At 41.6% G+C, this 20,994-nt stretch carries 15 protein-coding genes and 4 pseudogenes; 10 read left to right on the top strand and 9 right to left on the bottom strand.

The window, feature by feature from the left end; genetic code table 11:
• Positions 1-233: 233 nt before the first annotated feature.
• Positions 234-1,921 (bottom strand): annotated as a pseudogene (gene recJ / locus ACSLFW_RS02410) (single-stranded-DNA-specific exonuclease RecJ).
• An 89-nt stretch (positions 1,922-2,010) separates the two neighbouring features.
• Here recJ and ade point away from each other — a divergent pair.
• A complete protein-coding gene (gene ade, locus ACSLFW_RS02415) occupies positions 2,011-3,630 on the top strand; it encodes an adenine deaminase (protein ID WP_436554489.1) in 1,620 nt (539 codons plus the stop codon).
• A gap of 38 nt (positions 3,631-3,668) precedes the next feature.
• Here the strand turns inward: ade and ACSLFW_RS02420 are convergent, their stop codons facing one another.
• The 3 genes from ACSLFW_RS02420 to ACSLFW_RS02430 all read right to left on the bottom strand — a co-directional run bounded on the left by ACSLFW_RS02420 (position 3,669) and on the right by ACSLFW_RS02430 (position 6,268).
• Positions 3,669-4,850: a cytochrome-c peroxidase gene (locus tag ACSLFW_RS02420; protein ID WP_436554490.1), complete on the bottom strand. Its 1,182-nt coding sequence runs from the start codon at positions 4,848-4,850 to the stop codon at positions 3,669-3,671.
• Complete coding sequence (gene rsmI, locus ACSLFW_RS02425; RefSeq protein WP_436554491.1) at positions 4,850-5,542, bottom strand: 16S rRNA (cytidine(1402)-2'-O)-methyltransferase; 693 nt, start codon at positions 5,540-5,542, stop codon at positions 4,850-4,852. Before rsmI ends, ACSLFW_RS02420 begins: the two co-directional genes overlap by 1 nt.
• A gap of 84 nt (positions 5,543-5,626) precedes the next feature.
• A complete protein-coding gene (locus ACSLFW_RS02430; RefSeq protein ID WP_436554492.1) occupies positions 5,627-6,268 on the bottom strand; it encodes a hypothetical protein in 642 nt (213 codons plus the stop codon).
• Positions 6,269-6,323: 55 nt separating this feature from the next.
• On the opposite strand from ACSLFW_RS02430, the gene ACSLFW_RS02435 reads away from it, so the two are divergent.
• Entirely contained in the window at positions 6,324-6,521 is a 198-nt protein-coding gene (locus tag ACSLFW_RS02435; protein ID WP_436554493.1) for a hypothetical protein, read from the top strand.
• Positions 6,522-6,550: 29 nt separating this feature from the next.
• Here ACSLFW_RS02435 and ACSLFW_RS02440 read toward each other — a convergent pair whose 3' ends face one another.
• Positions 6,551-6,826, bottom strand: a complete 276-nt coding sequence (locus ACSLFW_RS02440; RefSeq protein ID WP_436554494.1) for a hypothetical protein — start codon at positions 6,824-6,826, stop codon at positions 6,551-6,553.
• Between the two features lie 101 nt (positions 6,827-6,927).
• Between ACSLFW_RS02440 and ACSLFW_RS02445 the strand changes: the two genes are divergently transcribed.
• From ACSLFW_RS02445 to ACSLFW_RS02470, 6 genes and pseudogenes are all read left to right on the top strand, one after another.
• Positions 6,928-7,554 (top strand): thymidine kinase, encoded by a 627-nt coding sequence (locus ACSLFW_RS02445; RefSeq protein WP_436554495.1) that lies wholly within the window; start codon positions 6,928-6,930, stop codon positions 7,552-7,554.
• A gap of 94 nt (positions 7,555-7,648) precedes the next feature.
• The gene (locus ACSLFW_RS02450) at positions 7,649-10,093 is read left to right on the top strand and encodes a bifunctional UDP-N-acetylmuramoyl-tripeptide:D-alanyl-D-alanine ligase/alanine racemase (RefSeq protein WP_436554496.1); all 2,445 of its coding nucleotides are present in this window, start codon (positions 7,649-7,651) and stop codon (positions 10,091-10,093) included.
• Positions 10,094-10,166: 73 nt separating this feature from the next.
• Positions 10,167-10,550, top strand: a complete 384-nt coding sequence (gene mscL, locus ACSLFW_RS02455; RefSeq protein ID WP_436554497.1) for a large conductance mechanosensitive channel protein MscL — start codon at positions 10,167-10,169, stop codon at positions 10,548-10,550.
• 190 nt (positions 10,551-10,740) lie between these two features.
• On the top strand, positions 10,741-11,730 hold the full coding sequence (locus tag ACSLFW_RS02460; protein ID WP_436554498.1) for an aspartate-semialdehyde dehydrogenase: 990 nt from the start codon (positions 10,741-10,743) through the stop codon (positions 11,728-11,730).
• Between the two features lie 254 nt (positions 11,731-11,984).
• A complete protein-coding gene (locus ACSLFW_RS02465) occupies positions 11,985-12,338 on the top strand; it encodes a hypothetical protein (RefSeq protein WP_436554499.1) in 354 nt (117 codons plus the stop codon).
• A gap of 62 nt (positions 12,339-12,400) precedes the next feature.
• A pseudogene (locus ACSLFW_RS02470) lies at positions 12,401-14,601 on the top strand (TonB-dependent receptor).
• Between the two features lie 135 nt (positions 14,602-14,736).
• On the opposite strand, the pseudogene ACSLFW_RS02475 reads toward ACSLFW_RS02470, so the two are convergent.
• A pseudogene (locus ACSLFW_RS02475) lies at positions 14,737-15,538 on the bottom strand (TIGR00266 family protein).
• 363 nt (positions 15,539-15,901) lie between these two features.
• Here ACSLFW_RS02475 and ACSLFW_RS02480 point away from each other — a divergent pair.
• Positions 15,902-16,069: a hypothetical protein gene (locus ACSLFW_RS02480; RefSeq protein ID WP_436554500.1), complete on the top strand. Its 168-nt coding sequence runs from the start codon at positions 15,902-15,904 to the stop codon at positions 16,067-16,069.
• Between the two features lie 74 nt (positions 16,070-16,143).
• On the opposite strand, the gene ACSLFW_RS02485 is transcribed toward ACSLFW_RS02480, so the two are convergent.
• Positions 16,144-16,746, bottom strand: coding sequence for a hypothetical protein (locus ACSLFW_RS02485; protein WP_436554501.1), 603 nt, complete (start codon positions 16,744-16,746; stop codon positions 16,144-16,146).
• Positions 16,747-17,119: 373 nt separating this feature from the next.
• On the opposite strand from ACSLFW_RS02485, the pseudogene ACSLFW_RS02490 reads away from it, so the two are divergent.
• Positions 17,120-19,214 (top strand): annotated as a pseudogene (locus tag ACSLFW_RS02490) (prolyl oligopeptidase family serine peptidase).
• Positions 19,215-19,340: 126 nt separating this feature from the next.
• On the opposite strand, the gene ACSLFW_RS02495 reads toward ACSLFW_RS02490, so the two are convergent.
• Together ACSLFW_RS02495 and mtgA are read right to left on the bottom strand one after the other, a co-directional pair.
• Positions 19,341-20,279 carry a lipid A-modifier LpxR family protein gene (locus ACSLFW_RS02495; protein ID WP_436554502.1) on the bottom strand — a complete coding sequence of 313 codons (939 nt, stop codon included), beginning with the start codon at positions 20,277-20,279 and terminating at the stop codon, positions 19,341-19,343.
• 1 nt (position 20,280) lies between these two features.
• Positions 20,281-20,949, bottom strand: a complete 669-nt coding sequence (gene mtgA / locus ACSLFW_RS02500) for a monofunctional biosynthetic peptidoglycan transglycosylase (RefSeq protein WP_436554503.1) — start codon at positions 20,947-20,949, stop codon at positions 20,281-20,283.
• Positions 20,950-20,994 lie beyond the last annotated feature (45 nt).

Raw genomic sequence — 20,994 nt, forward strand, 5'->3', positions numbered from 1 at the left:
AGAAGGCCATTCCGAAATCATTCTTATAAATTTGCTTTATTTGCCTCATTGTAGTTTTGTCTGACACAAATGTAACATTATTTGTATTAATTCTAAATAATACTATGCTAAATTTTCGAACGAGGATTTTGGCGAATGGTCACAGATGGCCGCGGATTTTTTTTCGTAGTTCCTATCCACAAACATCGAAATCTGCGACCATCCGCGTAAATCCGTTCTAATCCGCGTTCAATTCATCGAATATCTTTCAACCGCAATTGCGTCGAAACATTCCCGTTCCATTCATTTTCATCAATGCAAAACGCCGCTTCGAATGGTTTACGATGCTTTGTAATGTCGATTTTTTTTCCAAGACCGAAACCAACAGCAGCAAATCCTTCCGAGTCATGCTGCTTTACAAAAAGCCGTAGGTGTTCATCGGATTCTCCCATGGTTTTGGCAAAACCGGTATCAATAAGGTTTTTCGATACAAAGACCGGCGTTCTGTTTTGCGGTCCGAAAGGCTCGAATTGTTTCAGAATCCGAATCAGTTTCGGCGTAATTTCCTCAAAATTAATCTCGGCATCAATCGCAATTTCCGGTGTCTGCATATCGGGATGAATGGTATCGCGCACAATCGTTTCGAATGCATTTTTGAAAATTTGATAATTTTCTTCCTTCAAAGTCATTCCTGCCGCATACATGTGTCCGCCGAATTGTTCGAGATGTTCCGCACAGGCTTCGAGCGCGTTATATACATCAAATCCGGGCACAGAACGCGCCGAAGCCGCATATTTATCGCCGCTTTTCGTAAAAACCAAAGTGGGACGGTAGTAGGTTTCAATTAATCGGGAAGCCACAATTCCGATAACGCCTTTGTGCCAGTTTTCGTTAAAAACGACTGTCGTAAAATGTGCTGCCTCATTGTTTTCTTCAATTTGCAAAAGTGCTTCTTTCGTAATTTGTTTATCGAGTTCTTTTCTGTCTGCGTTGTATTTTTCGATTTCAGAGGCGAATTGCTGCGCCTGTTCAAAATCGAATTCACTCAATAATTCCACCGCATGATTACCGTGTTTGATCCTTCCGGCAGCGTTGATTCTTGGTGCAATGATAAAAACCACATCAGTAATATCAAGCGTTTGCTTTTTTATCTGGTGGATTAAGGCTTTGATTCCGGGGCGCGGAGACGTATTAATCACCTGCAATCCAAAATGTGCCAAAACCCGGTTTTCTCCGTAATCGGAACAATATCGGCTGCGATTGCCGTCGCCACCAAATCTAAATACGGCAGTAAATCATCAACGGTTTGCCCTCGTTCAGCACCCAATGCCTGAATCAATTTAAAACCGATGCCGCAACCGCACAACTCGTCATAAGGATAACTGCAATCTTCGCGTTTCGGATCTAAAACCGCAACTGCATCGGGCAAAATATTTCCAGGACGGTGGTGGTCGCAAATGATAAAATCGATGTTTTTTGCTTTCGCGTAAGCGATGTGTTCAATTGATTTGATACCACAGTCGAGCGCAATAATCAATGAAATTCCGTTGTCGTCAGCATAATCGATCCCTTTATAAGAAATGCCGTAGCCTTCATCATAACGGTCGGGAATGTAAGTCGCGACATTGGGGTAAATCGTTTTCAGATACGATGCCATCAGCGAAACTGCTGTCGTTCCGTCAACATCATAATCACCAAAAATTAAAATATTTTCTTCGTTTTTAATCGCCGATTCGATGCGAAGCACCGCTTTATCCATATCTTTCATCAGGTACGGATTGTGAAGGTCGTCTAAACTTGGACGGAAAAATTGTCTTGCCTGCTCAAAGTTTTCGATGCCGCGCTGCAACAGCAATTGGGCAACGAGTTCGTCAGTATTTAAGGATTGGGCGAGTTGTTGTACCTTTTCAGGATTGGGTTCGGGTTGAAGTTTCCAGCGCATATATATAATTTTGAATGGTGTATAATGATTCAAAAATACGAATTTTTCAAGATAAATTTCGTTACTTGTAATTTCAAAAATCATATCCAATGCAAATCGAAGGACAAATCGTCGACATCTTCAACCGGAATATTTATCCGGGTGAAATTACGGTCGAAAACGGAAAAATCATTGCCGTAAAATCCAAAGAACACAATAACAAGAACTATATTTTGCCGGGTTTCATCGATGCACACATCCATATTGAAAGTTCGATGTTAGTTCCTTCGGAATTTGCAAAAATCGCCGTCATTCACGGAACTGTGGGCACGATTTCCGATCCGCATGAAATTGCCAATGTTTTGGGGAAATCCGGCGTTTATTATATGATTGAAAACGGAAAGAAAGTGCCTTTCAAATTTCATTTTGGCGCGCCTTCCTGTGTTCCGGCAACGTCTTTTGAAACTGCAGGCGCCGTAATCGATGCGGAAGGAATTAAAGAACTGATGGCTTCTTCAGACATTTATTACCTCGCCGAAATGATGAATTATCCGGGCGTTTTATTCGACGATGAACAAGTGCTGAAAAAAATCGAATACGCCAAAAGATCCGGAAAACCGATTGATGGCCATGCGCCGGGATTGCGTGGCGAGCAATTACAGAAATATATTTGCGCCGGAATCACGACCGATCACGAATGCTTCACTTTTGCGGAAGCGCAGGAAAAATTATCGCTCGGCATGAAAGTCCTCATACGCGAAGGAAGTGCTGCCAAGAATTTCGACGCGCTCATTTCACTTTTGCCGGAACATTACGAAAATATGATGTTCTGTTCAGACGACAAGCATCCCGATGACTTGATTGTCGGGCACATCAATTCGCTTTGCGCACGTGCCGTTGCAATGGGATTCGATATTTTTAAAATTTTGCAGATGGCGTGCATCAATCCGGTTTTACATTATAATATGAATGTCGGTTTGCTGCGCGAGAATGACGCTGCCGATTTTGTGGTTTTGGAAGATCTGACTGACTTCAAGGTACTGCAGACGTACGTTAATGCCGAATTGGTTTCAGAAAATGGCAAATCATTTGTGAAAGATGTTGCTTTTGAAAAGCCGAACAATTTTAATGTCAATTTTAAAAAACCCGAAGATTTTGAGGTGAAAAGCAATGCGGCGAAAATCCGCGTGATTGAAGCATTGGAAGGACAATTGATTACCAACGAAATTCACGAAAAACCGCTGATTGAAAATGGAAAAATTATTTCAGACATTGAAAATGACGTTCTCAAAATAGCCGTTGTCAACCGTTACCACGAAGCGCCGCCGGCAATCGCCTTCATCAAAAATTTCGGCTTGAAAAAAGGCGCGATTGCAGGTTCTGTAGCACACGATTCGCACAATATTGTTGTCGTTGGCACCAGTGACGAGGAAATTTGTAATGCGGTAAATTTGATTATTAAAAATACCGGCGGTATTTGTGCCGTCAATGGTGATGAAAACAAAATCCTCGGATTACCTGTAGCCGGGATCATCAGCGACAAAGACGGTTGGGAAACCGGAAGGCTGTATCAGGAAATCGATACTATGGCAAAATCACTCGGAAGCGCGCTCAATGCGCCGTTCATGACGCTTTCTTTTATGGCATTACTGGTAATTCCGGATTTGAAGTTGTCGGATAAGGGATTATTTAGCGGGAATTCTTTTTCTTTTACAAATCTTGGCGTTTGACTCAAAGACATTCCCTAATTCGCTAATCGCCACATTCGCTAATTAACGAATGGGCTGCTCCATTTTACATCAGTCGTAACCGTATGATCAGTTAGTGTCTTCAAAAACGCCAGCAACGCCGATTTTTGAGCGTCTGTAAAATGAAGGCGAATCGGATTTCCATTGGCATCGCGCAAGTGTAGTCCCAGATTCGGATTGTTCTGAACGCCGTGATCGTAATGATTAATGACAGCTTCAAGTGTCAGCAATCTGCCATCGTGCATATAAGGTGCGGTCAATTCGATATTGCGAAGTGTTGTTACTTTAAAAGCACCTGTAAAATCCTCCCTTTCGGGAAAAGTTTCAAGTGCTCCGAAATCTGTCAGCGTTTCCAAATCGAGACCGTTATTCGCCTGACCGGCATTCGTATTCACAAAAGCTTCGGTAGTGTGACAGCTAAAGCAACTTCCACCGCCTTGATCGACAGGTTTCAGGAATAGTGTTTTGCCTTCGTTCTCTTCATCAGTGAAATTCGGGAATGGTGCCGCCATCGCAGTAACCTGTGCCCTTCCGATATCATATTTGGTATTATAGCTGACGATGCTTCTTACGAATTGCGCCAATGCTTTTGAAATTCTTTCAGAGGTAACAATGCTGTCGCCAAAAGCGGCCGTAAACAAATCCGGATAATAGGCCTGCTCTGAAACCCGCGCGCTGATTTCCTCGAGTGTCAGTCCCATTTCTGTGGCATCCTGAATCGGCATCAGCACTTGCTGTTCCAAAGTCGCTGCCCTTTCATCCCAAAAAAACCTGCCGCGGCGGTAAAAACGTGCATTGACAAGCGTCATCGAATGCCGTCTGGTCAATCCGCCTAAAAAACCCACGCTGTTGGTGGCGCTGTCGGTAAAACTTTCAGCTTGTTTGTGACAGGAAGCGCAGGCAATTGTGCGGTTTTGGCTCAGGTTTTTATCGTAAAAAAGCACTCGCCCTAAAGTTGCGCCTTCGTTGGTGATGGGATTAGTACTTGGCGTATTATCGGTGTTGGTTACCGCCGTCGGCAACGGACTTCCATCATTGGTATAGAAATAGGACGGGAGATTTACGCTGTAATCGTAAGGCGTTTCTGGCAAATCGAGCACTTTTGCAACCGGCGCGACATATTCATCTTTGTCAGAACACGAGCAAATCAAAAATGGAGCTATGACAATAAAAAGTAATCTTTTCAAAATCTGATTTCCCATTATTCTTTTTCTTTTTTTGCAATAGATTTTCCGCCAACGACCACTACGATTTCGCCTTTAGCCGGTTTGCTTTCATAATGTTTGAGTACAGCTGCGGCAGTTCCGCGGTAATTTTCCTCATGTAATTTCGACAATTCCCGTGAAACGCAGATTTGCCTTTCAGCACCGAAATATTGCACGAATTCCGCCAGAGTTTTATTGAGTTTGTGCGGCGAAACATAAAAAATCATCGTGCGCGTTTCTTCTGCTAAAGCTAAAAACCGCGTTTGTCTTCCTTTTTTTTCCGGAAGAAAACCTTCAAATATGAAGCGGTCATTCGGCAATCCGGAATTCACCAAAGCGGGTACGAAAGCTGTTGCGCCCGGCAGGCATTCCACATCGATATTATTTTCAACACAAGCGCGTGTCAGCAAAAATCCGGGATCTGAAATCGCAGGCGTTCCTGCATCAGAAATCAGCGCAATCGTTTCTCCCGATTTTAATCTTGAAATCAGATTTTCGACAGTTTTATGTTCGTTGTGCATGTGATGGCTGTGCATGTGCGTGGCAATCTCGAAATGCTTCAGCAGTTTACCGCTTGTGCGCGTGTCTTCTGCCAGAATCAAATCGACTTCCTTCAAGATGCGTATGGCACGGAAGGTCATGTCTTCGAGGTTGCCGATTGGCGTTGGAACGATGTAGAGTTTGCCCATATTAATGTTGAACACAAATTGCACGAATTTACACGAATTAATTTGTGCAAATCTGTGCAATTCGTGTTATATTTTTTTATTATTCTAAGAAAATTTCTTTTCAACGATATCCATGAAACGCTGCACGTAATCGTCTTTTCCGTCCCAATTGTAATCAGGCCTTACCATATCTTCGATAAAATCCTGTGCTTCCGCAAAAGTGTTAAACGTATTGAGCTGAGACAAAACGCGGTTCAGATCTTCGCTGCTGCCACCGAACAATTGCTTTTCGAATCCGATGCGGTCGTTCAGGCCGATGGTGATGGTTTTTGACAAATGTTCGCTGAGCGGTTTGTATGGAGCGGTTTCTTCAGGATCCTGCGGTTTTGGTTTTTCTTCTTCTACGATTTCGGGTTCAGCTACAGGAATTTCTGTTTCGTTTGAAGTTGGTTCTTCTTCAGGTTCTTCGTGTTTTTCTTCAACCGGAGTTGCCTCTTTTTTATTTTCTTCTCCGGCTTTTACGAAGAATGATTCGTTATAATCATGTCCGAGGAAATCTTCGAATGCGATTTGTTTTTGCTCTTTTGGCTCGTCTTTTTTATCGAAGGCAAGTTCGAATGACGGCGCGAAATCTTCTTGTTTTGGTGCAGCATCGCCGGCTTCGCTCACACCCGCATCTTCTGCTGCCGGAATTTCTTCGCCTGCTTCAATCTCATCTGCATTGTTATATTCTAATGCTGATTGCACTTCTTCAAGCGATTCAGGTTGTTCCGGTGTTTCAGGGATTTCAATTTCATCAGTCGTGGACGGACTTTCTTCGGATGCTGTTTCAGCATTTTCTTCTTCGGAAGATTCCGGTTCTTCAGTCGCTGCTGTATCTGATTCTTCTGAAGTTTCAGCCTCTGTGTTTTCTTCAGAAGATTCCGGCGTTTCAGCTTCAGCATTCTCTTCGTCGGCGGCTTCAGGCGTCTCTGTGTCTTCAGATTTTTCTTCTTCCTGACTTGTTGCTTCAGCGGTTACATCTTCTTTTTATCCTCGGTTTCGTTTTTCGGTTTTGCATTCCGGAACATCAGCCGTTTCAGTCTTATCTTCTTTATCAAAAGTTGTTTCGATTTGCGCTTCTATTTCAGCATAACCGATTGTTGGTTTTGCATCGGCGAAATTTTCCTCAACAAACTTCAAAAGACTTAATTTTTCATACAAATTTTGTGCTTCTTTGTGGAGTTGCAAAAGGTCTGACTTATTTTTAAGCTGTAAAATCCTGTGTGCGATGCTGACCAATTCCGCTTCGAGCTTTTTTTTCATAACTTTTGAAATTATAATGACTAAGGCGTATCTTTTTTAATAAATTTGTTTCTGTCACAAAGTAATAAAAACAATTCATTTTAAGCGGCAAAAAATAAAAAATGTTTCTCGAAAATACAGTCAACCATAAAGAACAATTCGGGTGGATCGAAGTCATCTGCGGTTCGATGTTTTCGGGAAAGACCGAAGAATTGATTCGCCGCCTCAAACGCGCACAGTTTGCACAGCAAAAAGTCGAAATCTTCAAGCCTGCCATTGATACGCGTTACCACGACGAAATGGTCGTGTCCCACGACAGCAACCAAATTCGCTCTACGCCGGTTCCTGCAGCAGCCAATATCCGGATTTTAGCGCAGGGCTGCCAGGTCGTCGGCATAGATGAAGCGCAGTTTTTTGATGATGAGATTGTAGCCGTTTGTAATGATTTGGCGAATTCAGGAATACGCGTTATCGTTGCCGGACTCGACATGGATTTTAAAGGTAATCCATTCGGACCGATGCCTGCGCTCATGGCGACTGCCGAATATGTCACGAAAGTACATGCCGTTTGCACCCGCACCGGAAATCTCGCGCATTACAGCTTCCGGAAAACTGACTCTGACAAACTCGTCATGCTTGGCGAAACCGAAGAATATGAACCGCTGAGCCGCGCTGCTTATTTTAATGCAATGTGGACGCAATCTGCACAAGCTATCGAAGTTACTAAAGACAAAATCATCGGGGAATAGCATCCGCCAAATGAAAAATTTAAACACGAATTGCACAAATTTGCACCAATTAATTCGTGATAATTCGTGCAATTTGTGTAAAATCAAACTGTAAATGAGTCTTTCCATACACAATATTGTCCCAATCTTAAATGCGCGGTGGTTTGGCACTTCGGGGCATACCGTTATTGATAATATTTCGATTGACAGCCGTTCTTTGCAGAATAATTCGGGCACTTTATTCTTCACGATTGTAGGCCCGAATAACGACGCGCATGCTTATATTCCCGAATTAATTGACAATGGCGTCCGCAATTTTGTCGTCACGCACATCCCTGAAAATCTTGAAGGAAAAGCCAATTTTTTAGTCGTTGAGAACACACTCGACGCACTGCAGCAATTCGCCGCTTATTACCGCAATCTTTTTGATTTTCCCGTCATCGGAATTACAGGCAGCAACGGCAAAACGATTGTCAAAGAATGGCTTAATTTTTTGCTGAGCCCGGATTATAATATCATCCGAAGCCCGAAAAGTTATAACTCGCAGGTCGGCGTGCCGTTGTCGGTAATTTCAATCAACGAAAAGCACAATCTCGGGATTTTTGAAGCCGGAATTTCAACGACGAATGAAATGGCGAAACTTGAACCCATCATACGTCCGACAATCGGTTTGCTTACCAATATCGGAAGCGCACACGACGAAGGATTTTCAAATTTAGGCGAAAAAATCAAGGAAAAACTGAAGCTGTTTCCGCATGTAAAAACGCTGATTTACAATAAGAATAAAACCATCGACGCGTTCATCAACCAGAAAGTTGCTACTTTTTCGTGGAGCTGCAAAGATGAATCTGCCGACGTTTTTATCACCAAAAAATCAATCATCGACAAGACGGTTTTGAAAGTCCGTTACCACGATTTTGATTTTGAAATCAAGATTCCGTTTCAGGACGACGCGTCGATTGAAAATGCAATCCAATGCATGATGGTTTTGCTGCATTTCGGTTACGATCACAAAACGATTGAAAGCCGGATGGAATTGCTTTTCCCTGTAGAAATGCGCCTGAAAGTAAAGAACGGCATCAACAACACAACGCTCATTGACGACAGTTACAGCTCTGATTTCCAGTCATTGAAGATTGCACTGGATTTTCTCGAATCGCAAAAACATTATAAGAAAAAAACGCTGATTTTATCGGATATTTTTCAAAGCGGATTGGGAACTGACGAATTGTACTCGAAAGTTTCTCAACTCGTAATTTCCAATAAAATCAATAGAATTATTGGTATCGGCGAAACGATTTCGGCTTTTAAAAACAAGTTCGGAAATGCCATTACGTTTAAAAACACCGCCAATTTTATTGCCGCCTTCGATACTTTGGCATTCGCGAATGAAACCATTCTGATCAAAGGTGCGCGCACATTTGAATTCGAGAAAATCGTTTCCTTATTAGAAGAAAAAACACATGAAACCGTTCTCGAAATCAACCTCAACGCCATCAGCCACAACCTGAATTTCTTCAAATCGAAACTCAAACCCGAAACCAAAATGATGGTGATGGTGAAAGCTTTCGGTTACGGGAATGGCGGATTTGAAATCGCAAAACTTCTGGAACATCATAACACAGATTATTTAGGTGTCGCTTTCGCGGATGAGGGAATTGCGCTCAAAAACGCCGGCATCAAATTGCCGATTATGGTATTGAATCCGGAGAATACGAGTTTTGCGTCGATTATCCAGCACAATCTGGAACCGGAAATTTACAGCATCAAAGGACTGAACGCTTTTCTTCAGATTGCAAAACAGCGGAAATTGCAGGATTTTCCGATACATATAAAAATTGATACCGGAATGCACCGTTTGGGTTTCGAGGAAAATAACATCGAAGCGCTGATTTCGATTTTGAAAGAAACGAAAGCGGTAAAAGTGAAAAGCATTTTATCGCACATGGCGACCAGCGACGATCTGGTTCACAAGGATTTTGCGTTGTCGCAGATTGCTTTGTTTGAGAAATTGTCTTCCAAAATGATGAAGGAGCTGCAAATCAAACCGATACGCCATATTTTAAACACTTCGGGAATTTCGAATTTTCCGCAGGCGCAATATGATATGGTGCGCTTGGGAATCGGACTTTACGGCGTTTCAAACGATCCGGAAGAACAAAAGGAACTCGAAAATGTCGGTACTTTAAAATCGATTATTTCGCAAATCCGGACAATCCCGGCCGGCGACAGCGTGGGTTACGGAAGAAGATTTATTGCGGAAAAACCCACCAAGATCGCTACAATTCCAATTGGTTATGCCGATGGCATTTCGCGCGGATTGGGCAATGGCATTGGTTTCGTCACCATTAACAACCAAAAAGCCTACATCACCGGAAGCGTCTGTATGGACATGATTATGGTGAATGTTACCGATATTCCGTGCAAAGAAGGCGACCAGGTGATTGTTTTCGGCGAAAGCCCGACGATTAATTTTATTGCAGAACAACTGCATACGATTCCGTACGAAATTATGACGGGTATTTCGCAGCGGGTAAAACGCGTTTTTTATCGGGAATAAATCGATAATATTAAATATTTTCTTACTTTAGATACCAAATTAAACCTGATTAATAACCAAAAACCAAACAATTATGGGAATGATTTCTGAATTTAAGGCATTTGCCATGAAGGGCAATGTTGTTGACCTCGCGATTGGGGTTGTAATTGGCGCCGCTTTTGGCAAAATTGTCAGCTCTTTTATTGAAGATGTACTGACGCCATTGCTGTTGAAACCCGCTTTAGACGCAGCCCATTTGTCAAAATTGGAAGAACTTACGATTTTCGGGACAGTTAAATACGGCGTGTTCCTGTCGGCCGTAATCAACTTCCTGATTGTAGCTTTCGTATTGTTCCTGATCATTAAAGGCATCAATTCTTCAAGAAAAAAAGAAGCCGATGTACCTGCCGCACCGCCAGCGCCGTCAAACGAAGAAAAATTATTGATGGAAATCCGCGATGCTTTAAAAAACAGATAATCCGCTATACTATATATTCTAACCTTAAACCGTCCGCACCCTTGGACGGTTTTTCTTTTGATTGAGTTAGAAAGTGTCAAAGTTGCAGAGTTTTGTTATTTGCGATTATTAGTATTATAATCCATTTGAAACTTTGAAACAATAATATATTACTTTTGCAGAACAAAAATTCATTCAAAACAAAATTCATATGAAAATTGCGGTCGTAGGTGCTACCGGAATGGTAGGCGAAGTAATGCTGAAAGTTTTAGCCGAAAGAAATTTCCCGGTAACGGAGCTGATTCCGGTTGCATCGGAAAAATCTGTTGGAAAAGAAATCGAATTCAAAGGCAAAAAATATAAGGTTGTCGGAATGCAAACCGCAGTCGACATGAAAGCCGACATTGCATTATTTTCTGCCGGAGGTGAAACGTCGCTTGAATGGGCACCGAAATTTGCAGCAGCAGGAACTACCGTAATCGATAATTCTTCGGCTTGGAGAATGGATCCATCGAAGAAATTAGTTGTTCCTGAAATCAACGCATCGACGCTGACAAGGGAAGATAAAATCATTGCGAACCCAAACTGTTCGACTATTCAAATGGTGATGGTTTTGGCACCTTTGCATAAAAAATATAATGTAGAACGCGTCATCGTTTCGACTTACCAATCGATTACAGGAACGGGCGTGAAAGCCGTTCAGCAACTCGAAAATGAATACGCTGGCGTTAATGGCGATATGGCTTACAAATACCAAATCCACCGGAATGCGATTCCGCAATGCGATAGTTTTGAAGACAATGGCTACACCAAAGAAGAAATGAAACTCGTTCGCGAAACCCGGAAAATCATCGGCGACGATTCGATAAAAGTTTCCGCAACTGCTATCAGGATTCCGGTTGTCGGTGGGCACAGTGAAGCCGTGAATGTTGAGTTCACCAATACTCCTGATGTGAGTGAAGTACGCACAATCCTGCACAACACGCCGGGCGTTACCGTTCAGGACAATACCGACACTTACACCTATCCGATGCCATTGTATGCACAAGGAAAAGACGATGTTTTCGTGGGCCGCATCCGCAAGGATGAAAGCCAGGACAACACATTAAATATGTGGATTGTTTCTGACAATTTGAGAAAAGGCGCTGCTACGAATACCGTTCAAATAGCAGAATATCTGGTGGCGAACGGATTGGTTTAAATAGACTGCTGCGCTATGGATTTTTGGACTGCTGCGCTTTAGACTTCTTAGAGATTGAACATAAAAAATGCGATTCGATTGAGTCGCATTTTTATTTTTCATTATTTCTGATTTATCCTCAAGTCTATGAAGTCTAACAATCCAAAGCGAAGCGTGTCCAAAATTCCAAAGGCAAAGCCGTGTCCCTTGCAAAGCGTTTCCAAAAAAATGTTAACGCCCATTAATTCCCCAACAGATTTCCTACCTTTGCCCCAATGAAGAAAAAACTCGCCATAATCAATTTTATGCTGATGCTGACTGTTGTCGGCGCGATGTTTTTTCAATCCATACACTCGTATGAGCATCTTGAGGAAGAACTTTCGATAAAAGAATGCCTACACAGCCTCGACGGGAACAAATCAATCATAACGCACGGGCACCACCATCTTGATAATTGTTTTGTGTGCGAATTTACTTTTGCGAATTTCATCTCGCCAGATATCCAATCCTTTTCGTTTTCACGGATTCCTGTGGCGACGAAATATACTTTTTCTTATTCAAGGGAAATCACCCAGTTTTTCCGCGGAAGCCTTTTCTCGCTGCGCGGCCTTCCTGATTTTATTGCTTAAACCGACTTTATTCCGGATAATCTTCCGGATACATTTCCTTTAACAATAAAATCATTTTTCCAATGAAAAAAATTATCATGGCCCTAATCATAGGGTTTTCGGGTATGCTGCATGCCCAAAATAAAATTGCCGGTATTGTTACCAACGGCAATCAACTGCCTTTAAAAGGCGTTTCGGTTTATTTGCCCGATTTGCACAAAAGCACCACCACTGACGACAACGGGCAATATGCGCTCAACAATCTGCCTGAAGGGAATATCAAAATCAGCTTTTCGTTTGTGGGATATGTCACGCAAAATCAAATTTTAAAGTCTCAGGATTCGCCACTTAATATTGTTTTGGTACAATCTGCTTTTCAGATGGATGAGATTGTCGTGTCGACGGCTTTCAACAAACTGCAATCCCAGAACGTCATGAAAGTCGAGCACGAAAGCATCAAATCATTGCGCCAGAAAGGAAGTGCTACTTTAATCGAAGGATTGGCGACGATTCCCGGCGTAGCGCAGATTTCAACGGGAACTTCTATAGGAAAACCCGTAATTCGTGGACTAAGCGCGAATCGTGTTTTGGTCTATTCGCAAGGCGTAAGATTGGAAAACCAGCAATTCGGCGACGAACACGGACTCGGCCTTAACGATGCCGGCGTAGAAAGCGTCGAGGTTATCAAAGGCCGGCTTCCTTATTGTATGGTTCGGATGCGATTGGCGGCGTTTTGTATTTTAATCCGGAGAAATTTGCCGAAGCCAACACTTTTAAAGGCGATTTCCGCCAGCGTTTGTTTTCAAATACTTTGGGAAGCAGCAGTTCGCTTGGTTTGAAAAAGTCGTATGAAAACTGGAAATTCATAGTGCACGGGACTTACGACATTCATTCTGATTATAAAATCCCGGATGGCAATCGTGTGACCAATACGCGTTATAACGAAAAAGATCTCAAGGCTGGCATCGGTTACAGCAATTCGGATTTTTCGAGTGTATTGCGTTACAATTACAATGATCTGGATTTGGGAATTCCTGAAGAAGGCATTGCAGAACAATCTGAAAGCAAAAAAACGCAATTCCCGAAACAAGGCGTTTTTAATCATTTACTCAGTTTGAACAACAGTTTTTTCTTTAAAAATTCGACTTTGGATGCCAACATCGGATACATTGCCAACGACAGAAGTGAATTTGAAGACAGCAATATCGCGTCTTTGCACATGAAATTGCAAACACTGAATTATGACCTGAAATACCATTTCCCGAAATTCAATAATGTAGAAATGATTGCAGGATTGCAGGGTATGCACCAAAGCAATAAAAATTCAGGCGAAGAATACCTGATTCCCGACGCCGTGACCAATGATTTTGGGGTTTTCGGAACGGCGGCTTATGATTTTGGAAAAAATTCCCTACAGGCGGGATTGCGATACGACAACCGAAATGTCAGCAGTGAAAGCCACGGTATCTCTGGCGAAGAAGGTTCATTCGCCGCACTCGACAAATCATTCGACAGCTTTAATGCTTCGTTGGGTTATAAGCGAAATTTTACCGATGATCTGACGTTGCGATTGAATTTAGCTTCGGGATTCCGCGCGCCGACATTAGCTGAGCTGACTTCCAACGGTGTTCACGAAGGCACGAACCGATATGAAGTCGGCAATAACGATTTGAATACCGAGCAGAATTTCCAGACCGATCTTAATCTCGAATACAACAACAGCCATTTCGAGTTTTTCGTCAACGGGTTTTACAACCACGTGAACAATTACATCTATACTTCGCCAACAGGAGAAATCCGCGAGGACAATGATGTGTATGATTATGTGCAGAATGATGCGAATTTGTATGGCGGCGAAATCGGATTGCATCTTCACCCGCATCCGCTCGATTGGCTGCACTTTGAGACGAGTTTTGAAACCGTTACCGGAAAAAAACAAAACGGCGACTATTTGCCCCTGATTCCTGCAAATAACTGGAACAATACGCTGCGCGGGGAATTCAACATCAAAAACTGGCTGTCAGACGGGTTTGCAACCTTGAATGTTTCGCATACTTTCAATCAGGATAATGTGAGCGGATTTGAGACCAAATCGAATGATTACACACTTGTAAATCTTGGTCTTGGCGGAAAAATCAAATTTGGCAAAAAGGCGTTTGAATTTAATGTGAATGCGAATAATTTATTCGATAAAACTTACATCGCACATTTATCGCGACTCAAAACTGACGGTATCCCGAATATTGGAAGGAATATTATTTTGGGTGTGAATTTTAATATTTAGGGTGCAGGGTTCAGGGGAAGTAGATTGTCTTGAAAAACTGTCCCTAATCTCTTGAAGACTGGATGTTTATGAAAAGAACAGGTTCAGGGCTAAGAAAATGTTCTCGCCCTGAACCCTGTACCCAATACCCTAAACCTAAAAACGATTGTCTCCGTCGAGTAAATTCCCCAATCCGCCCAAAAGGCTGCCTTCTTCACGACTGCTTCCGCCATTTCTCGGTGCCGATGCGATAATCCTGTCGGCCAGACGGCTAAATGGTAATGATTGAACATACACTATTCCCTGGACCGCGCAAAGTTGCATAAAATAAACCTTCGCCGCCAAAAAGGGAATTTTTAATACCGCCGATGAATTCAATATCATAATCGACGTCTTTTGTAAAACCGACGATACAGCCGGTATCGACTTTTAATACTTCACCGACCATTAGTTCTTTACGCGCAAGCGTTCCGCCTGAATGTACAAAAGCCATTCCGTCGCCTTCGAGTTTTTGCATAATAAAACCTTCGCCTCCGAAAAAGCCCCGGCCTAATTTCTTTGAAAATTCGATGCCGACTGCCACGCCTTTCGCTGCACATAAAAACGAATTTTTCTGGCAGATGAATTTTCCGCCGAAACGATTCAGATCAATCGCAACAATTTTTCCCGGATAAGGCGAGGCGAATGAAACCTTGCTCTTATTGAAGTTTTCGTTGATGAAAGCGGTCATGAAAAGGCTTTCGCCCGTAAGCATCCTTTTTCCGGCAGAAAGCAATTTGTCAAATATTCCGGATTGTTGGACGGAGCCGTCGCCGAAAATGGTTTCCATGCGGATGCCGTTGTCCATCATCATGAAACTTCCGGCTTCTGCTACGACAATTTCCTGCGGATCGAGCTCAATTTCAACATATTGCATCTCTTCCCCAAAAATCTGATAGTCTATTTCGTGTGCCTGCATGATTTAAATTTTAATGATTATTCAAAATTAGTCCTCAAAATTGAAAAAAAGTTACGTCATTATTATAAATTTTCAAAATTAAGATTTAATCCTGCATAAGTTAAAAATTTGATGTTATTAGATGATTATAATTTAAAAATTTAATTATATTTTTACCATATAACCAATTATAAATCCGTTAATTATGAATTCAAAATTTACCACTATCGTAAGGGTGCTTTTAGGACTTTTGTTGTTGGCTTCGGGTCTGAATAAATTTTTTAATTTTTTACCGAGCCCGGGCACATTCAATGTAAGCTATATTTTTCCGGTTGTCGGCACATTTGAAATCATTATTGCGGCGATGCTGCTGCTTAAAAATGGGTGCCATTTGCTTTGGTTGCATTGGTGCCGATTTCAATTAATATTTTACTCTTCCATTTTTATACTGATATCAATACGATTGGTCCGGCACTTCTGGTTGCCGTGCTGAACGGGATATTGATTTACAAACACTGGCGCGCTTATAAACCGTTGTTTTTGGCGTATTAGATTTTCGCACGAGAAGCAGTTAGCTTATTAGTTTTGTGTGTGTGAGCGGGTGCTCACCCTAGCATCTGTAACATTTATTTGTCATTCCAAGTAATTGGTACCAACAACTTGTAATAAACATTGTCATTACCGACAATTTCAATTTCATCTATTGATGTGCAGAATTTCAATATTCTTCCTTTGACCAAAAAACATAAAAATTTTCGCTGAAGAATTTCATAGTGTTTCCAGCCTTTATAATTTTTTTCGGCAACTTCTCCGTTTTCATTTAAAATCCAAACAGAGTCTTTTTCGGACTTTCTGATTTGTTTCTGTAAATCAAGATCAGATTTTGAAACACACTTAGGTTGTAACGTAATAAAATTATTTAAGATACATGAAAACTCTTGTGGCGTGGAAAATAAATATCCACTATAATTATTTACAACTTTAATAAAATCGCCATGTTTTTTAAAATCCATAGTATCTATTTCTGTCTGTTTCAACAAAAGTAATTGTGTTGTAAAGTCTTTATTTTTAAATTCGACTATTAGGGGATTATTGAAATATAACGTATCGACAATATACAAACTCCTTTCATTATTATGAATTTGCTTTTTTACTTGTGTTTCTTTGATGCTTTTACATGAAATTAAAATCATGAAAAAAACAAAGAAAGTTATTTTAAATTTTTCCATTGAATACTTTTTTTGAAATTCAGCAGGTGTAGTTTTTGAAGCGCTAAGCTAACTGTTTTTAAAAAACTGTCTTCACATCAATTGCTATTGTTTTAAAATATTCGTCAAACAATCAGCCTACTAGCTGTGATAATAACAAAACGGACACTTTCAGTGGTTATGGCTTTTGATGTTTTTAAAGGTATAAAAAACTACATTGATTGAAGGCAGTCTTCTTTTAATTGTGAGGACTGATTATAGATTCTCCCACCGCTTGTTAATCTACAAACACTGGCGCGCTTATAAACCATTGTTTTTGGCATATTAGTAAATTCCTTTTTACTATTTTTGATGCAACCAAAATTTAATTCTTATGAAAAGAATGCTGTTATTTATGGTTGTAAGCACAACTATGCCTTCATTTGCACAAACCCAAAAACCGCTTAATTATCCGAAAACTGCTAAAGGACAAACGGTTGACACTTATTTCGACACAAAAGTCAGCGATCCTTACCGTTGGCTGGAAGATGACAAATCGGCCGAAACGGCAGCCTGGGTAAAGGCCGAAAACGATGTCACTTTTGATTACCTCAAAAAAATACCGTTCAGGGATGCGATCCGTGACCGTATGAAGGAATTGTGGAATTACGAAAAAATCACCGCGCCATTCAAACGTGGGGATTATACCTATTATTATAAGAATAACGGATTGCAGAACCAGTCGGTTTTGTACCGCAAGTGACCAGTCGGGGCAGGAGGAAATTTTCCTTGACCCGAATTCTTTTTCTGTCGACGGAACGACTTCGCTCGACGTCGTAAGCTTTACAGAAGACGGATCTCTGGTGGCTTATTCCATTTCTGAAGCGGGCAGCGACTGGCGCAAAGTAGTTTTCCTGAACGCCAAAACCAAACAGCCTTTAGATGACAAACTAGTTGATGTAAAATTTAGCGGACTTTCATGGAAAGGTAATGAAGGCATCTACTATTCAAGCTACGAAAAACCAAAAGGCAGTGCGCTTTCCGCAAAAACCGACCAGCACAAATTGTATTACCATACACTCGGAAAAACCCAAAAAGAAGATATTGTCGTTTTTGGCGAAAAGGAAAAAATACGCTACGTTGGCGCATCGGTTTCAGAAGACAACCATTATCTTTTTATTTCTGCAGCCAATTCGACTTCAGGGAATGAATTGTACCTGAAAGACCTTACAAAACCGAACAGCGCGATTGTGCAGATGCTCAGCGGTTTCGAACACGATGCCGATGTATTGGATAATGTAGGTTCGAAACTTTACATCACCACCAACCTCAAAGCTGAAAACAGACGAATTGTAATTGTTGACGCGTCTCAGCCGCAATCAAAAAACTGGAAAGATTTCATTAAGGAAACCGAAAATGTGCTCACGCCAACAACCGGCGCAGGTTATATTTTTACGAATTATATGAAGGACGCTATTTCCGTCGTAAAACAATATGATTACAGCGGCAAGCTCGTCCGCGAGGTTGATTTGCCGGGAATCGGGACTTCTGAAGGATTTTCAGGCCGTATGAAAGATGAAACTTTGTATTTCAATTTCACTAATTATATTACGCCCGGAACAATTTACAGTTTCAATCCGAAATCTGGCGAATCGAAAGTATTTGTGAAACCGAAAGTCGAATTCAACAGCAATGATTTCGAATCGAAACAGGTTTTTTATACCTCAAAAGACGGCGCTACCAAAGTACCGATGATCATCACTTATAAAAAAGGATTGCAATTAAGCGGTAAAAACCCGACGATTCTTTACGGTTATGGCGGATTTAACATCAGCCTTACGCCAACCTTCAGCATCGGCAACGCCGTTTGGCTCGAAATGGGCGGTGTTTATGCTGTAGCAAACTTGCGTGGCGGTGGCGAATATGGCTCGAAATGGCACGATGCCGGAACCAAAATGGAGAAGCAAAATGTATTTGATGATTTTATCGCCGCCGCAGAATTCCTTCAAAAACAAGGTTATACTTCGGAAGATTACCTCGCCATCAAAGGCGGTTCAAACGGCGGATTGTTAGTGGGCGCCGTAATGACGCAAAGACCAAATTTGTTTAAAGTGGCATTGCCTGCCGTGGGTGTACTCGATATGTTGCGCTATCATACTTTTACGGCGGGAGCAGGTTGGGCTTATGACTACGGAACTGCCGAAGATTCACGCGAAATGTTCAATTACCTGAAAAAATATTCTCCGGTACATAATGTTAAATCGGGCGTGCAATATCCGGCAACACTCGTCACGACAGGCGATCATGATGATCGCGTGGTACCTGCGCACAGCTTTAAATTTGCCGCAGAATTGCAGGAAAAACAATCAGGCAACAATCCTGTGTTGATTCGCATTGAAACCAATGCCGGTCATGGTGCAGGAAAACCGGTCGCTAAGATTATTGAAGAAGCGGCGGATATCCAGGCATTTACTTTATTTAATATGGGATATCGGGAGATGCCAAAATAAATTTCAATTGCAAAAATCAATTGCAATTTCAAACTCACAAAAATTCCAAACTCCTTTTCATCTGAATTGGAATTTGGAATTTTTTTGATTTGATTTTTTTGAAGTTGAAATTGATTTTTGAAATTCCTAAAGCATGTGCCCAATCGTAATCGACCCATAAAAATACCCCGTATTTCTCGGCATGCGCACTTCCTTACCTTTATAAATGAAAACGTAAGACAGGTTCCAGTTGTTTTTGCGGTATTTGAATCCGGCTTCAAGGTTGAGCCTGAAAGGGATGATGCTTCGTGTAACCGGACTGTTATCACTGAACAAGCTTCCTGTAACAGTCGTATCATATAATTGATAATTAACGCCGGGATTTACATAAAAATAAAATTCGCGTTCGTCTTTGTAAATTTTCCTGTCAGCATTGGTCGATGCGCCATGAAGGTTAGAATTGTAAATTGGAAGCAATGGCTTCAGGCTCATTCTTGATAAAATTCCGGTTGTAATGCCGTCCCAGACTGTTCCGAAATTCACATCGGCCTGCACATGGAAATCGATTTTGTCATTGAAATTCGGAAATATTTCCTTCGAAAAAAACATATTCCCCTGAACAGCAAAAGCATTTCTAATCTGGTTTTCCCAGCCGTAAATCCTTTTGTAGCCGAAATTCTTATGGAAAAAATGCTGGGTCTCTTCGCCAAAAGCATTCGGCCCGACAAATCCCAATTGCAGGTTCATTTTCAGGACAGATTCGTTTTGGTAGAAAATATTCTGTCCTGCTTCGATAAAAAGATAACCTGCAAACGGACGGTCGTTCCGCTCAGGTTCAACGGCAAATCTTGTGTAAGGAACGTAAATGTATTGCCCGATTTTAAACTCGGTCATTTTTTTATTGATATTTTCTTTCTTCTTTTTATTCGTATAACGATAATAAAACTCAAAACCGTTTGTATAGTATTTGTCGTTCACCGAAGAAAAATAAAGGTCGTTATCTGAAATCACGCCGGCTTCAGCGCCTCGTTGCCCGAAAGCAATCGTTACGATAAATAAAAAGACAAGCAGGAATTTCTGTTGCATTTTAATAATCAAGTTTCCCGACGTAGGCCATGTGTTTGACGATGCGGCTTTTTCGCCTTTCGATATATGACGTTGAATTGGTCGCCGTATACCGTCTCGGACTTGGCAAAATCGCGGCAATTCCGGCAGCTTCGCGCTTGCTGAGTTTGTCGGCATCTTTCCTGTACCAATATTTCGATGCTGCCTGTACGCCAAAAACGCCATCGCCCATTTCGATGCTGTTCAGGTAGACTTCCATGATGCGTTCTTTTCCCCAGATCAATTCGATTAAAACTGTAAAATATGCTTCAAGGCCTTTGCGGAGATAACTTCTGCCTTGCCAAAGGAAAACATTTTTGGCAGTTTGCTGTGAAATCGTGCTGCCGCCTTTTAATTTTTTTCCTTTTTCATTATTGTCCATCGCTTTTTGTATCGCATTAAAATCGAAACCGTGATGTGTCAGGAAATTGCCGTCTTCGCTTGCAATTACGGCGCGCTGCATATTTTTGGAGATTTTTTCAATCGGAACCCAATCGTGATGGCCTTCGTAAGGTTTTTTGCCTTCAGGACGGCTCTCCATTGCCCGAACGGCCATCAGCGGCGTATAAGGGATTGGCACCCATTTGAAAACAATCACCAGGAAAATCGTAACACCGAAAAACCACAGCATCGCTTTGAATAAAAAGCGCATTATTTTGCGTGCTCTGCTTCGTGGCTTAGGTTTTTCTTTTTTTTC

It is taken from the genome of Flavobacterium sp. 3HN19-14 (genome assembly GCF_051373205.1).
GTDB lineage: Bacteria > Bacteroidota > Bacteroidia > Flavobacteriales > Flavobacteriaceae > Flavobacterium.

Bases quoted from the DNA above. Each gene is read 5' to 3' on its own strand.
- ACSLFW_RS02420 (WP_436554490.1), bottom strand. From the start codon at position 4,850: ATGGGAAATCAGATTTTGAAAAGATTACTTTTTATTGTCATAGCTCCA.
- ACSLFW_RS02495 (WP_436554502.1), bottom strand. From the start codon at position 20,279: ATGCAACAGAAATTCCTGCTTGTCTTTTTATTTATCGTAACGATTGCT.
- ACSLFW_RS02465 (WP_436554499.1), top strand. From the start codon at position 11,985: ATGAAGAAAAAACTCGCCATAATCAATTTTATGCTGATGCTGACTGTT.
- ACSLFW_RS02450 (WP_436554496.1), top strand. From the start codon at position 7,649: ATGAGTCTTTCCATACACAATATTGTCCCAATCTTAAATGCGCGGTGG.
- ACSLFW_RS02440 (WP_436554494.1), bottom strand. From the start codon at position 6,826: ATGAAAAAAAAGCTCGAAGCGGAATTGGTCAGCATCGCACACAGGATT.
- rsmI (WP_436554491.1), bottom strand. From the start codon at position 5,542: ATGGGCAAACTCTACATCGTTCCAACGCCAATCGGCAACCTCGAAGAC.
- ade (WP_436554489.1), top strand. From the start codon at position 2,011: ATGCAAATCGAAGGACAAATCGTCGACATCTTCAACCGGAATATTTAT.
- mscL (WP_436554497.1), top strand. From the start codon at position 10,167: ATGGGAATGATTTCTGAATTTAAGGCATTTGCCATGAAGGGCAATGTT.
- ACSLFW_RS02485 (WP_436554501.1), bottom strand. From the start codon at position 16,746: ATGGAAAAATTTAAAATAACTTTCTTTGTTTTTTTCATGATTTTAATT.
- ACSLFW_RS02445 (WP_436554495.1), top strand. From the start codon at position 6,928: ATGTTTCTCGAAAATACAGTCAACCATAAAGAACAATTCGGGTGGATC.
- mtgA (WP_436554503.1), bottom strand. From the start codon at position 20,949: ATGCGCTTTTTATTCAAAGCGATGCTGTGGTTTTTCGGTGTTACGATT.
- ACSLFW_RS02460 (WP_436554498.1), top strand. From the start codon at position 10,741: ATGAAAATTGCGGTCGTAGGTGCTACCGGAATGGTAGGCGAAGTAATG.